The organism is Rhodovulum marinum, from assembly GCF_004343075.1.
Lineage (GTDB): Bacteria > Pseudomonadota > Alphaproteobacteria > Rhodobacterales > Rhodobacteraceae > Rhodovulum > Rhodovulum marinum.
Window position 1 is genome coordinate 301,721 of sequence record NZ_SLXP01000002.1, and the last position, 13,461, is coordinate 315,181.

12 protein-coding genes are annotated in these 13,461 nt (G+C 70.2%); 4 read left to right on the forward strand and 8 right to left on the reverse strand.

All coding sequences use genetic code 11. The annotated features are described in order from the left end of the window. The first annotated feature begins 100 nt into the window (after window positions 1-100). From EV662_RS04605 to EV662_RS04615, 3 genes are all read left to right on the forward strand, one after another. Window positions 101-577 (forward strand): hypothetical protein, encoded by a 477-nt coding sequence (locus EV662_RS04605; protein WP_132460963.1) that lies wholly within the window; start codon window positions 101-103, stop codon window positions 575-577. 84 nt (window positions 578-661) lie between these two features. Then, the gene (locus tag EV662_RS04610; protein WP_132460964.1) at window positions 662-2,467 is read left to right on the forward strand and encodes an aminopeptidase P family protein; all 1,806 of its coding nucleotides are present in this window, start codon (window positions 662-664) and stop codon (window positions 2,465-2,467) included. A 90-nt stretch (window positions 2,468-2,557) separates the two neighbouring features. Then, window positions 2,558-2,899 carry a DUF427 domain-containing protein gene (locus EV662_RS04615; RefSeq protein ID WP_132460965.1) on the forward strand — a complete coding sequence of 114 codons (342 nt, stop codon included), beginning with the start codon at window positions 2,558-2,560 and terminating at the stop codon, window positions 2,897-2,899. A 97-nt stretch (window positions 2,900-2,996) separates the two neighbouring features. Here EV662_RS04615 and EV662_RS04620 read toward each other — a convergent pair whose 3' ends face one another. The 3 genes from EV662_RS04620 to EV662_RS04630 all read right to left on the reverse strand — a co-directional run bounded on the left by EV662_RS04620 (window position 2,997) and on the right by EV662_RS04630 (window position 5,704). Then, window positions 2,997-3,560 (reverse strand): GNAT family N-acetyltransferase, encoded by a 564-nt coding sequence (locus EV662_RS04620; RefSeq protein ID WP_243695767.1) that lies wholly within the window; start codon window positions 3,558-3,560, stop codon window positions 2,997-2,999. Then, window positions 3,557-3,784, reverse strand: coding sequence for a YjhX family toxin (locus EV662_RS04625; protein WP_425056990.1), 228 nt, complete (start codon window positions 3,782-3,784; stop codon window positions 3,557-3,559). The genes EV662_RS04620 and EV662_RS04625 overlap by 4 nt, the downstream gene beginning before the upstream one ends. A 309-nt stretch (window positions 3,785-4,093) precedes the next feature. After that, entirely contained in the window at window positions 4,094-5,704 is a 1,611-nt protein-coding gene (locus EV662_RS04630; protein WP_132461240.1) for a chloride channel protein, read from the reverse strand. A 193-nt stretch (window positions 5,705-5,897) separates the two neighbouring features. On the opposite strand from EV662_RS04630, the gene EV662_RS04635 reads away from it, so the two are divergent. Continuing rightward, window positions 5,898-7,274, forward strand: coding sequence for an FAD-binding oxidoreductase (locus EV662_RS04635; RefSeq protein ID WP_132460967.1), 1,377 nt, complete (start codon window positions 5,898-5,900; stop codon window positions 7,272-7,274). 128 nt (window positions 7,275-7,402) lie between these two features. Here EV662_RS04635 and EV662_RS04640 read toward each other — a convergent pair whose 3' ends face one another. The 5 genes from EV662_RS04640 to ftsZ form a co-directional block, all read right to left on the reverse strand. Further along, window positions 7,403-7,789 carry a hypothetical protein gene (locus EV662_RS04640; protein WP_132460968.1) on the reverse strand — a complete coding sequence of 129 codons (387 nt, stop codon included), beginning with the start codon at window positions 7,787-7,789 and terminating at the stop codon, window positions 7,403-7,405. A gap of 5 nt (window positions 7,790-7,794) precedes the next feature. Then, window positions 7,795-9,447, reverse strand: coding sequence for a DNA repair protein RecN (recN, locus tag EV662_RS04645; RefSeq protein ID WP_132460969.1), 1,653 nt, complete (start codon window positions 9,445-9,447; stop codon window positions 7,795-7,797). A gap of 24 nt (window positions 9,448-9,471) precedes the next feature. Then, complete coding sequence (locus EV662_RS04650; RefSeq protein ID WP_132460970.1) at window positions 9,472-10,317, reverse strand: outer membrane protein assembly factor BamD; 846 nt, start codon at window positions 10,315-10,317, stop codon at window positions 9,472-9,474. A 129-nt stretch (window positions 10,318-10,446) separates the two neighbouring features. Then, the gene (lpxC, locus tag EV662_RS04655; protein ID WP_132460971.1) at window positions 10,447-11,364 is read right to left on the reverse strand and encodes a UDP-3-O-acyl-N-acetylglucosamine deacetylase; all 918 of its coding nucleotides are present in this window, start codon (window positions 11,362-11,364) and stop codon (window positions 10,447-10,449) included. Window positions 11,365-11,696: 332 nt separating this feature from the next. Next, window positions 11,697-13,313 (reverse strand): cell division protein FtsZ, encoded by a 1,617-nt coding sequence (ftsZ, locus tag EV662_RS04660; RefSeq protein ID WP_132460972.1) that lies wholly within the window; start codon window positions 13,311-13,313, stop codon window positions 11,697-11,699. Between the last annotated feature and the right edge of the window lie 148 nt (window positions 13,314-13,461).

The following is a 13,461-nucleotide window of genomic DNA, read 5'->3' on the forward strand; positions in this document are numbered from 1 at the left end:
GCGCGGCGCGGGGCGCGGCGGGCAACAAACCCGCCCGCGCGCCGCAATCGTGCCAGATTCACCCTGTAATCGGGGGCGTGACGCAAGGAAAGGGTCACGCATGTCCGATACTGCACCTGCGCCCAGGGCCGTTCTGGGATGGCTGGGCTTCGCCACCGGCGCGGCGGCGCTGATCCTGACCATCGTGGTGTTCTGGGCCGGCCCTTTCGCGCCGAAGCAAACCGTCGGGGTCACGCTGGGCGAGCTTGCCGCGGATATCGCGAAATCGGCGGCCCGGTCCGTCGCCGGACAGCCCCAGCCCGACCCGGTGGCGCCCGTGCGCGATATCGACGACTATCTTCGGATCGCTGTCGGGGTCCTTGCGGGGCTGGCCATCGTGCTGGGCGTGGCCTCGGTCCTGCGCCACGAGCAAAAGCGGGCCGCCGCGTCCGGCATCGCGCTGGGCGGGCTTGCGGTGGGGTTCCAGCTGTTCACCTGGGCGGTGATGATGGCCGTCGGCGCGTTCCTGATCGCGTCGGTGGTCTACGCGCTGCGCGACACCTTCGGCGATGTCTTCGGCGGGCTGTTCGGCGGCTGACCCGATCCGGCTTGCCGTGGGCGGCGGGGCTGATACCTTTGCGGCGACGGCGCCCGGCCGGGCGCGTTTGCACGCAAGGGTCCCATGTTTCAAAGCTTTGACAGCCCCACCCGCCCCGAGGACGGCCCGCCGCGCCTGGCCCGCCTGCGCGCCGAGATGGCGAAGGCGGGGCTGGCGGGGGTCCTGGTGCCGCGGGCGGACGCGCACCAGGGCGAATACGTCGCGCCCCATGACGACAGGCTGGCCTGGCTGACGGGGTTCACGGGCTCGGCCGGGTTCGCCTGCGTGCTGGCCGACCGGGCGGGCGTTTTCGTCGACGGGCGCTATCGGGTGCAGGTCCGGGCGCAGGTCGACCCCGACGCGTTCACGCCGGTGAACTGGCCCGAGGTGGCGCTGGCCGACTGGCTGAAACAGGCGCTGCCGGGGGGCGGTGCGGTGGGGCTGGACCCGTGGCTGCACACGCCCGAGCAGGTGGAAAAGCTGGCCCGCGCGCTGGAGGGCAGCGGGGTCACCCTGCGCGAGGTGGACAACCCCGTGGACCGCATCTGGGCCGACCAGCCCGCGCCCCCCAAGGGCGCCATCGCGCCCTATCCCGAGGACCTGGCGGGCGCCTCCCATGCCGAGAAACGCGCGCGGATCGCCGGGGCGCTGAAACAGGCCGGGCAGACCGCCGCCGTTCTGACCCTGCCCGATTCCATCGCTTGGCTGTTGAACGTGCGCGGGACGGATATCCCCCGCAACCCAGTGCCGCACGCCTTTGCGGTGATCCATGACGACGGGCACGTGACCCTGTTCGCCGATCCGGCCAAGGTGACGGACGCGTTGCGCGCGCATCTGGGCGACGCGGTCACCCTGCGCCCCGACAGCGCCTTTGCCGCCGGGCTGCGCAGCCTGGTGGGGCCGGTGCGGATCGACCCGTCCAGCGCGCCGCTTTGGGTGCTGCGCCAGCTGGAAGAGGCAGGCATCGAGGTGGCGCGCGGCGACGATCCCTGCCTGCTGCCCAAGGCGCGCAAGACCGGGGCCGAACTGGCGGGGTCGCGGGCCGCGCATCTGAGGGATGCGGGCGCGATGGTGGAATTCCTGGCCTGGCTGGACGCCGAGGCGCCCACCGGCCAGCTGACCGAGATCGACGTGGTCAAGCGGCTGGAGGGGTTCCGGCGGGCGACGGGGGCCCTGCGCGATATCAGCTTCGACACCATCGCGGGTGCGGGTCCGCACGGGGCCATCGTGCATTACCGGGTGACGGAGGGCACGAACCGGGCGGTGCGGCCGGGCGAATTGCTGTTGATCGACTCGGGCGGGCAATACCTGGACGGGACCACCGACATCACCCGCACCGTGGCGGTGGGCGATGTGCCCGGGGCGGCCCGCGGCCCGTTCACCCGGGTGCTGAAGGGCATGATCGCGATGTCCCGCGCGCGCTTTCCCAAGGGGGTGGCGGGGCGCGACCTGGATGCGCTGGCGCGCTATCCCCTGTGGCTGGCGGGGCAGGATTACGACCACGGCACCGGGCACGGGGTGGGCGCCTATCTGTGCGTTCACGAAGGCCCGCAGCGCATTTCGCGGCTGTCCACCGTGCCGCTGGAACCGGGCATGATCCTGTCGAACGAACCGGGCTATTACCGCGAGGGGGAATTCGGCATCCGCATCGAGAACCTGGTGGCGGTCTGCCCTGCCCCGCCGCTGGACGGCGCGGACGACCGCGAGATGCTGGGCTTCGAGACGCTGACCTGGGTGCCGATCGACCGCCGCCTGGTCGACGCGGACCTGCTGGCCGCCGACGAACGGGCCTGGCTGAACGGCTATCACGCCGAGGTGGCCCAGCGGGTGGCGCCGCTGGTTTCGGCGCCCGCGCGCGCCTGGCTGGCGGCGGCGACGGCACCGATCTGACCGCCCGGCCATCTGGACATTCCGGGCGGGATCATGTCTGTGGACGGCGGCGCGGCAAGCGCCGGGGTTACAGACGAGGGGAGAGACGCGATGGCCGACCAGATCGGAATTCACAAGGCAGAGGGCGCCTGGGTGGTCCGGGCCGGCGGCGCGGTGATCGCCGAAAGCCGGAACGCGCTGGAACTGGTCGAGGGCGACCTGGCGCCGGTGATCTATTTCCCGCGCGCGGACGTGGCGATGGCGTTCCTGGAACGCTCGGACAGCCGCACCACCTGCCCGCACAAGGGCGAGGCAAGCTATTACACCCTGCACGCCAAGAGCTATGACATCCCCGACGCGGCCTGGTCCTATGAAAGCCCGGCCGAGGGGATGGAAAAGATCGCCGGGCACCTGGCGTTTCATGCCGACAAGGTGACGGTCGAACAGCTTTGAGCGTGGGACCAAAGGCCGGGGCCCCAGATGGCACCCGGCGCGGCCTGGCGGCGGACGGACGGGACATCCGGGCGTTTCGCCCGAATGTCCCCAAAGCCTACCAGTAAGCCGGGTTGTCGAGGGCCGAAACGCAATGCGACGGCCCCCTCAGCGGATCGAGGGGGGCGCCGGTCAGGGATTGCCCCAGCCAGCCCTCGGGATATTGCAGCGGAAGGGGGGCCTTGGCGATCCGCTCGGTGATCGGGGCGAGTCCGACCCGGGAATAGAAATTGATATCGCCATAGGTCAGAACGACATCCACACCGTGGCCCCGCAACGCGTTCAGCCCGTGGTTCAGCAGGTTCTGCCCAAGCCCCTGACCCTGCCGGCCGGTGGCGACGGCCATGGGGGACAGGATGAACACGGTGCGCGCATCCTCCGGGTAGCTCAGGCGCGTGAAAATCGCCGTGGCGACAATCGAACCGTCCTCCAGGGCCGCGACGACGAAGATATCGGCGGCATCGACCGTCGCGAACATGTCGGCGACGAGCCGGGCGATCACGTCCCCTTCTGCCGCGCCCTCGGAATCGGTGAACGTTGCCCTGAACAGGCCGATGATTAGGTCGGTTCGGTCGGTATAGCGTGTGGTGAACTCCATGATCCGGTCCTTTCGGTCTGTCATCGTTGGTTCAGTTGCGCGCGCACGGCCTGGATGCCCTGCCGCGAGGCGCGATAGGGCTGCCCGTTGCGCGAGCGGATGAAGCGCCGTTTTCTCAGGCGCAGGAACACGTTCAGGGTACAGTCGGCGAGGACGTGCCCCTCGCGGGTGAAACAGGTGATGGCGCGTATCTTGCCGTTCTCGCACCGGTCATGGTGGATGGCCCCACCAAGGGCGAGTTCATGCAAAACACGCTGTTCGTGCCTTGAGATATTCAACGGAGTGTCTCGATTTTATCGGAGTACGGAAAAGGGATCACTCAGCGTCGCGCATGAGTGGCCTTGTCGTTCCTGGCGTTCCCGAAATGTCCGAACGGGAACGGGCTTATGCCCGGGACTCTCGCATGAAATCTCCATCGCACGGGGCACCCGCCCCACGCTAATGTCAGAATAGCCGGTCGAATGCCCGATGGCGAGCCGCACCGCCCCTCCGGCGCGGATCGGCGCGTTCGTGTTGCCGGGAAAGGACAGCCGGCCCCGGCGGGCGCGGCGGTCCGGTCAGGAATGTTCTTCCTCGGCGGTGGTGGCCAGCGCGCGGGTATAGGCGCGCAGCGCGTCGACATGGAACAGCGCGCCCACCAGGTCGGGTTCGTTGCCCTCGCCGCCCGGCACCACCACGGGGATGAAGCCATAGCCCCATTTTTCGAACTGGGGCAGCGCCTCGTGCAGGGTGGCGTTGGGCGACAGCGTGACCCCCTGCGAGATCAGCTCGGCGCAGGCCTCGGGCGAGGCGGCGTTCGGGCTGTCCTTGGGCCGCATCAGCGCGCCCACGGAAAAGATCGACAACAGGTAGGCCTGCGGCCCCGCCGCGATGTGGATGCCGCGCCGTTCCAGCTGCGTCAGGAAGAACGACCGGTCCACCAGGCGGCTGGCCAGCGCCGTCGACAGCGACACCGCCACCATCACCGCCAGCCCCGCCTGCCAGTCGCCGGTCAGTTCGAACACGATCATCGTGGTCGAGATCGGCGCGCCCAGCACGGCGGCCGCCACCGCCCCCATCCCCGCCAGCGCGTAAAGCGTGTCGTTGCCCGAGATATAGGGAAACAGCGAGGTCGCCACGACCCCGAAGGCGAACCCGGTCAGCGCCCCGATCATCAGCGAGGGCGAGAACATGCCGCCCCCCATCCGCCCCGCCATGGTCAACGCGACGGCGATGCATTTGAGGATGCAGAACACCACCGCCTCGTGAAAGAACAGCTGCCCGGTCAGCGCGGCCGAGGTGGTTTCATAGCCCACCCCGATGATATGCGGGAAATAGATCGCCATCGCCCCCAGCCCCAGCCCCGCCACCGCAGGGCGCAGCCAGCGCGGCATGCGGGTGCGCCGCTGGACCCGGTTCGCGAGATCCTCGGCCCAGAAGATCGAGCGCATCAACACCACCGCGACCAGCCCGCAGACAAGCCCCAGCAACAGGAAGGCCGGCAGTTCGAAATAGAATTGCAGATCGCCATGCTGGGGCGGGGTGAACTCGGTCACGCCGCCGAATTCCAGCCGGTTGATGACCGTGCCCGAGACGGCGGCGATGGTGATCGGCGCGAAAGCGTGGACCGCGAAATGCCGCAGCACCACCTCAAGCGCGAAAAGCGCGCCCGCGATGGGCGCGTTGAACGAGGCCGAGACGGCGGCGGCCACCGCGCAGCCCAACAGGTCGCGCCCGGTGATGCCGTTGGCACGGATCCGGTCCGACACCCAGGACGAGATCACCGCCGCCATGTGCACCACCGGCCCCTCGCGGCCGGTGGAGCCGCCGGTGGACAGCGTGATCAGCGAGGCCAGCGCCGAGGCGAGGCCCGCCTTGTGTTCGACCCGGCCGTCCTTGATCGCGGCGCCCTCGATCACGTCGGCGACCGAGCGCGCGCGCCCGTCCTCGGTGAAGCGGTGCAGGATCAGCCCGACCACCAGCCCGCCGATGGCCGGGATCGCCAGCACCCAGCCCCAGTGCAGCGTTTCGGCATAGGAATGCAGCCGGTGCGGATCGTCGACGCCGTAGACCGTGCGTTGCAGCATGTCGATGGCGAGGCGAAAGCCCAGCGCGGCGAATCCGGCGGCGATGCCGATGACCAGCGCGATGAACCAGAACTGGACCTGGCTGGGCCCGCGGGACCGCAGCACCAACCACGCGTTGCGCAGGCGCGGATCAATTCGGTCCAGGGTTGCGATTTTCCTGGTTTTTGCGTGGAAGATCACGCTTTTCCGCCTCTTTCCGCCGCGCGGCACCCGTTGCACTTTCGCGCGCGGCCCGTCTCGCCTAGGGTGCGCGCCGGCGCCCCGAAAGCAAGTCCGCACAGCAAGGAGGTCATGGATGCCCGTCCCCGCCGAAGTCCTGACCGCGCTGGAAAAAATCCTAGGCGATCGGCTGAGCCGGTCCAAGTCCGATCTGGACCTGCACGGGCGCAGCGAGACCTATTTCCCGCCGGCCCCGCCCGACGCGGTGGCCTATCCCGAGACCACCGAGGAGGTGGCCGGGATCGTTCGGGTCTGTGCCGCGCATGGCTGTCCGGTGGTGGGCTGGGGGGCGGGCACGTCGCTGGAGGGGCATGCGCTGGCCGTGCGGGGCGGGGTCTGCGTGGATTTCGCCCGGATGAACCGGGTGCTGGCGGTCCACCCCGAGGACATGGACGTGGTGGTGCAGCCCGGGGTGACGCGCGAGGCGCTGAACCGGGAGCTGCGCGCGACGGGGCTGTTCTTTCCGGTCGATCCGGGCGCGAACGCGTCGCTGGGGGGGATGGCCTCGACGCGCGCCAGCGGCACGACGGCGGTGCGTTACGGCACGATGCGCGACAACGTGCTGGGGCTGGAGGTGGTGCTGGCCGACGGGCGGGTGATCCGCACCGGGACGCGGGCGCGCAAATCGGCCGCCGGCTACGATCTGACGGGGCTGTTCGTGGGCGCCGAGGGGACGCTGGGGCTGATCACGGAACTGACGCTGAAGCTGCAGGGGCAGCCGGAGGCGATTTCGGCCGGCGTCTGCGCCTTCGATGCGATCGGCCCGGCGGTCGAGACGGTGATCCAGACGATCCAGCTGGGGATTCCGATGGCGCGGATCGAGTTCGTGGATGCCGCGACGGCGGCGGCGGTGAACGCCTATTCCGGCGCGTCCTTTCCCGAAAAGCCGCACCTGATGGTGGAATTCCACGGCTCGCCCACCGGGGTGGCCGAGCAGGCCGAAACCTTTGGCGAGATCGTGGCGGACAATGGCGGCGGGCGGTTCGAATGGTCGGCGCGCGCCGAGGAGCGCACGGCGCTGTGGACGATGCGGCACAACGCCTATTACGCCTGCCTGGCCGCGCGGAAGGGCGCGACCGCGCTGGTGACCGACATGTGCGTGCCGATCTCGAAGCTGGCCGAGGCGGTGGAGGAAACCCGCGCCGATATCGCCGCGGCGACCATCCCGGGGCCGATCCTGGGCCATGTCGGCGACGGCAATTTCCACGCGATCCTGCTGGTCGATCCGCAGAACCCGATGGACCTGGCCGAGGCCAAGCGCCTGTCGCACCGGATGGTGGACCGCGCGCTGCGGCTGGGCGGCACTGTGACGGGCGAGCACGGGATCGGCATGGGCAAGCTGGGCTACATGGCGCGCGAGCATGGCGACGCCTGGGACGTGATGGGCGAGATCAAGCGCGCGCTGGACCCGCAGGATTTGATGAATCCCGGCAAGCTGGTGCGCCAGGGCTGAGGGCGGGGCGCTCCCGCCGCCGGCCTGCGCGGGGCTTTGCCCCGCTGGTCCGGCGTTGGGCCGGGCGCGGCCGCCGGGGCGGCCGCGCGCCTCCGGCGGGAGTATTTCGGCCAAGAAGAAGGCGGCGGTCAGCGGCGGAGCGCGGGGATCGCGGCGAAGACCAGCTGGCCCGCGAGGCCGAGGGCCCCGGGCCCCGTGGCGTAATGGGCGAGGTGGCCCGAGAGGTCGCGGCCGAAGGCGAGGATGGACACGCCGAGTTCGGCGCCCATCAGGAGCGCGAAGGCGACGCCGCCCATGGTCAGCCGCGCCGGCAATGTGGGCGCGAGGGCGAGCCGGGCGATGACCGCGCCCGCGGCCAGCCAGCACAGCGCCAGCATGACCGGGAGTTCGAGGATCACGGCGATGGTTTCGCCGACGCGCGGCGCGACCAGCAGGGTGCGCAGCGTGCCGAGCGCGAAGCCCGCGGCGAAGACCAGCGCGACATAGGCCAGCCCGGCGGCAAGCGCGCGGGCCATGGCCCCTAGCCCGCCAGAAGCGCGCGGGCGGCGGCGCGCGCCTCGTCGGTGATGGTGTCGCCCGAGAGCATGCGGGCGATTTCATCCACGCGGGCGCCGTCGTCGAGCGGCGTGACCGAGGAGAGCGTCGCGCCGTCCGCGACGCGTTTTTCCACGCGCCAGTGATGCGCGGCGCGGGCCGCGACCTGGGGCGAGTGGGTGACGACGAGGACCTGGGCGCTGTGGCTGAGATCGGCGAGGCGGCGGCCCACCGCGTCGGCGGTGGCACCGCCCACGCCGCGGTCGATCTCGTCGAAGATCAGCGTCAGCGGGCTGGCGCCGCGGGCGAGGCAGACCTTGAGCGCGAGCAGGAAGCGCGAGAGTTCGCCCCCCGAGGCGATCTTGTTCAAGGGGCCCGCGGGGGCGCCGGGATTGGTGGCCACGGTGAAGGCCACGGCGTCGCGCCCCTCGGGGCCGGGCTCGGCCGGGGTGATGCCGGTGGCGAAGGCGGCGCGGTCGAGTTTCAGGGGGGCCAGTTCGCCGGCCATCGCGGCATCCAGCCGTTCCGCGGCGGCGTGGCGGGCGGCGGTCAGCGCCGCGGCCTGGGTGTCATAGGCGGCCTCTGCCCTGGCAAGCGCGGCGCGCAGGTCGGCCAGGTCGTGGGCGCCCGCATCCAGCGCGGAGAGCCGCGCCCGCAGGTCATCGGCAAACCCGCCCAGGTCGTCGGGCAGCACGCCGTGCTTGCGCGCCAGCGCGCGGATCGCGAACAGGCGTTCCTCGGCGGCCTCGAGCGCGGCGGGGTCGAAATCGAGCGCCTCGATGCAGTCCTCGACGCCCTGGACCGCCTCGCCCAGTTCGACCAGCGCGCGGTTCAGCGCGGCGATCGGCGCGTCCAGCCGGCCATCGGCGCCGTCGGCGGCCCCGTCAAGCCAGCGCAGCGCGTCGCCCATGCGCCCCTCGGCCCCCTCGCCGGGGCCGAGCGCGGCATGCGCCCGGGCGATATCCTCGCGGATGCGTTCGGCGGCCTGCATCCTCCGGCGTTTCGTGTCCAGCTCGGCCTCTTCGCCGGGCTGGGGGTCGAGCGCGTCCAACTCGGCGACGGCGTGGCGCAGGAACTCCTCTTCGGATTTCAGGGCGGCGAGGCGATCCTCGGCCTCGGCCAGGGCCTTGGCGGCGCGGGCGCGCGCGGTCCAGGCGGTGCGCAGCGCGGCCAGCTGCGGGGCCAGCCCGCCGAAGTCATCCAGAAGTGCGCGGTGGCCGCGCGGGTTCAGAAGGCCGCGGTCGTCCTGCTGGCCGTGCAGTTCCACCAGGCAATCGGACAGCGCGCGCAGCACCTCGCCCGAGACGCGGCGGTCGTTGACCCAGGCGGTCTTGCGCCCCTCGGCGGTGTTGACGCGGCGCAGGATCAGTTCGTCGCCCGCTTGCAGGCCGGCCTCGTCCAGGACGGCGCGGGCGGGATGGTCCGCAGGCAGGTCGAACACGGCGACCACCTCGCCCTGGGTGGCACCCGCGCGCACCAGTTCGGCCCGCCCGCGCCAGCCCAGCACGAAGCCCAGCGAATCCAGCAGGATCGACTTGCCCGCGCCGGTTTCTCCAGTCAACGCGTTCAGGCCCGGCCGGAACGTCAGTTCCAGCCGGTCGATGATCAGCATGTCCCGGATGTCGAGACTGCGCAGCATCGCCCCACCCTTTCGCCGGTCAGATCAGAGCCACTCGCCCTTGATCATCTGGCGGTAGACCTTGGCAAGCCATCCGGTGCTGCGCGGTTCGGGCGCAAGGCCCTGGCCCTGAAGCAGGTTGAACCCGTCCTGGTACCACGAGGTGCCCTGGAAGTTGTAGCCGAGGATCGCACCGGCGGTTTGCGCCTCGCCATCCAGACCGAGGGCCAGGTAGGCCTCGATCAGGCGATACAGCGCCTCGGGCGTGTGGGTCGTGGTCTGGAAATCCTCGACCACGGTGCGGAACCGGTTGATCGACGCGGTGTAATGGCCGCGTTTCAGGTAATAACGCCCGACCTCCATCTCTTTCGCGGCGAGATGGTCGAAGGCGAGGTCGAATTTCAGAATCGCGGAGCGGGCATATTCGCTGTCAGGATAACGCTCGATCACGGTGCGCAGCGCCTGAAGCGCCTGGAAGGTCAGGCCCTGGTCGCGGCCCACCAGGTCGATCTGGTCATAGTAAGACAGCGCCAGCAGGTATTGCGCATAGGCCGCGTCCTCGTCGGCGGGGTAGAAGTCGATGTACCGCTGGGCGGCGACGCGGGAATTCTCGTAGTCGCGTTCGCTGTGATAGGCATAGGCCTGCATGATCAGCGCGCGCTTGGCCCATTCGGAATAGGGATACAGCCGCTCGACCTCGCCGAAGAGGCGCGCGGCCTCTTCGCCGTCGCGGTTGGTTTCCAGCTCGAATTCGGCCTTCTGGTAGATCTGTTCGGCGGTGAAGCTGTCCAGCGGCGGTTCGCGCCGGGATCCGATGGCGCCGCAGGACGCCAAGAGAGCCAAGGCGGCCACCGCCCCCACCGCCCGGATGCGTATGCTGCGCTTCGCCATCTGCCCGCTACCCCGTCCTCAGATCACCAGACCACCGGCCCTTGCGCGCCCTGCGCGCGCGATTATGCGGCTGTCCTAGCACAGATAATCGGGAGGCAAAACGCCTTTGGGCCGCAAAAGCGGCGGCCCTCAGGCGACGGCCCGCAGGTCGGCGACCTCGACCCCGATGCCGGGCAGCAAGGCGGCCTGGTCGTCCCCGCAGGTTTCCAGCCGGAACGCGCCGGGCCGTGCGAACAGCGCCCGCAGCAGGCGGTTGGTCAGCGCGTGCCCGGCCCGTTCGCCGCGATAGCGGCCCAGAATCGGCGCCCCGGCCAGCGCCAGGTCGCCCAGCGCATCCAGCATCTTGTGGCGCACCGCCTCGTCGGAATGGCGCAGGCCGCCGGGGCTGAGCACCCGGTCGCCCTCGACCACGACGGCGTTCGCCAGCGTGCCGCCCAGCGCCAGGCCGTTGGCGCGCATCGTGTCCACGTCGGCACTGCGGCAGAAGGTGCGGCTGTCGCAGAGTTCGCGCACGAAGGCGCCGTTGGCCATGTTCAGCCGCTTGGCCTGATGGCCGATGGCGGTGTCGGCAAAGTCGATCTCGAAGTCGATTTCCATGGTGTCGGCGGGCGCCAGGCTGGCGCGGGCATCGCCCTCGGCCACCTCGACCGGTTCGAGAATGCGCAGCGCGCGCACCGGCGCGGCAAGACGGCGCAGGCCGCGCGACAGGAAACCCCGCACGAAGGGCTGGGCCGACCCGTCCATCACCGGCACTTCGGGGCCGTCGATCTCGATCAGGGCGTTGTGGATGCCGCACCCGGCCAGCGCGGCCATCAGGTGTTCGACGGTGGCCACCTCGGCCCGGCCATTGGCCAGCTTGGTGCACAGGCGCGACGGCACGACCGCGTCCCAGCGCGCCGGGATCAGCGCGTCGGGCCCGTCGATATCGGTGCGGCGGAACCAGATCCCGTACTCGGCCGAGGCCGGGTGCACGGTCATGCGCACCGGGCGGCCGCTGTGAAGGCCGGTGCCGGAAAAGGAAATCGCGGATTTCAACGTCGTCTGCACGGGTCACCTGCTCGTTTGATCCGGACTTCGCACGGTCCGGCAAGGATGACTTAAGCCTGCGGCGTTTTGGAAACAATTCAAACTTTGCAACCGGATGAAACATCGCAGGCCATGATTCGCCCATGCCGGCGGCGGGCTGCATCCTGTTGATTGAAAACGTTTTTTCAAGGCGCGTTTCGCGCGGGCGCGATACGGACCGACGGGCGTGTTACGGTTCTGTAACGCCGCGCGCGCCCCGCGTGAGGACCGTTACCACCGCAGGCGGGGCGGGCGGCATGAAAAAGGGGCCGGAAAACCCGGCCCCCGATCGCGTTTGCCCTGCTGTGGGGCGATCAGTTCGCCTGGCGCCGCAGGAAGGCGGGGATTTCGATCCGCTCCTGCTCGGGGTCGAGTTCTTCCTCGTCGCGATGCACGGCCTGGCCGCGGCCATAGACCGGCGGCTGCTGGCGCATGGTGTGGGCGCCGCGCTCGGGCGTTTCACCATGGCCCGACATGCGGTTGATCAGCGTGCCGATGCCGAACCGGCCGTGGCGGGCCTCGTCGCCCAGCGGCTGGCCGGGGGCGGCGGCCTGCGGCCGTTCCGTGCCGGCGGCCTGGCGCGGCGATTTGCTGACCGCGGCGCGCAGCCGTTCCAGCGCCTCGGGGGTGGGCGTTCCGGGCGCGCGCGGGCGCGGCGCCACGAAGGCGGCCTGTTCGACCTCGGGTTCGGGCTCGTACTCGTCCTCGGGCTGGTAGGCCGGGGGCGGCACGTCGTTGGTGACGGCCTCGACCGGGGCGGCGGCGGCCGCGGCGGCGGTGGCCGGGTCGAACCCTTCGAACAGCGAGGGTTCCTCGGCCTCGACCGGGTCGGCCTGACGGGCGACGGCGGGCTGGGCCTGCGGCTGGGGCCGCGGCTCGGCGCGTTCGGGCGCTGCGGTCGCCTGGCGCGGCAGCGGTTCGCTCATCGGGCGGCGCTGGACGGGGGTGTCGGGTTTCTGCGCCACGCCCACGTCGATGCCGGTGGCCACGACGGAGACGCGCATCGTTCCTTCCATGTCGGGGTCCAGCGTCGAGCCGACGATGATGTTGGCATCGGCATCGACCACGTCGCGGATGCGGTTCGCGGCCTCGTCCAGTTCGAACAGCGTCAGATCGTAACCGCCGGTGATGTTGATCAGCACGCCGCGGGCGCCGTTCAGGCTGACCTCGTCCAGCAGCGGGTTGGCGATGGCCTTTTCGGCGGCCTGCACCGCGCGATCCTCGCCCGAGGCCTCGCCCGTGCCCATCATCGCCTTGCCCATCTCGTCCATCACCGCGCGCACGTCGGCGAAGTCGAGGTTGATGAGACCGGGCCGCACCATCAGGTCGGTCACGCCCTTGACGCCCTGGTACAGCACGTCGTCGGCCATCGAGAACGCCTCGGTGAAGGTGGTCTTTTCGTTGGCCAGGCGGAACAGGTTCTGGTTGGGGATGATGATGAGGGTATCGACGACCTTTTGCAGGGCCTCGACGCCTTCCTCGGCCTGGCGCATGCGCTTGGCGCCCTCGAACTGGAACGGCTTGGTCACGACGCCGACGGTCAGCACGCCGAGTTCACGCGCGGCCTGGGCGATGATCGGGGCGCCGCCGGTGCCGGTGCCGCCGCCCATGCCCGCGGTGATGAAGCACATATGCGCGCCGGCCAGGTGGTCGACGATCTGCTCGATCGATTCCTCGGCGGCCGCCGCGCCGACCTGCGGGCGGGCGCCCGCGCCCAGCCCCTCGGTCGCCCTGACGCCCATCTGGATGCGGGCGGGCGCGTTCGACTGTTTCAGCGCCTGCGCGTCGGTGTTCGCCACCACGAATTCGACGCCTTCCAGGCGCTTCTCGATCATGTTGTTCACGGCGTTGCCGCCAGCGCCGCCAACGCCGAAGACCGTGATCCGCGGCTTCAGCTCGTCCTGTTCGGGCATCGAAAGGTTCAAGGTCATGTCTGTCCGCCTGTTGTCGTTTCTGGTGGCCTGCCCGGCCGTTTCCCCAAGATCTTGCGTCATCCTACGCAAGCACATGGGCGAGGTCACGAAAAAAACGTGGTTTTCACACAAAATCTGCACTGTTGACGGCGCACGTCCGCGGGAT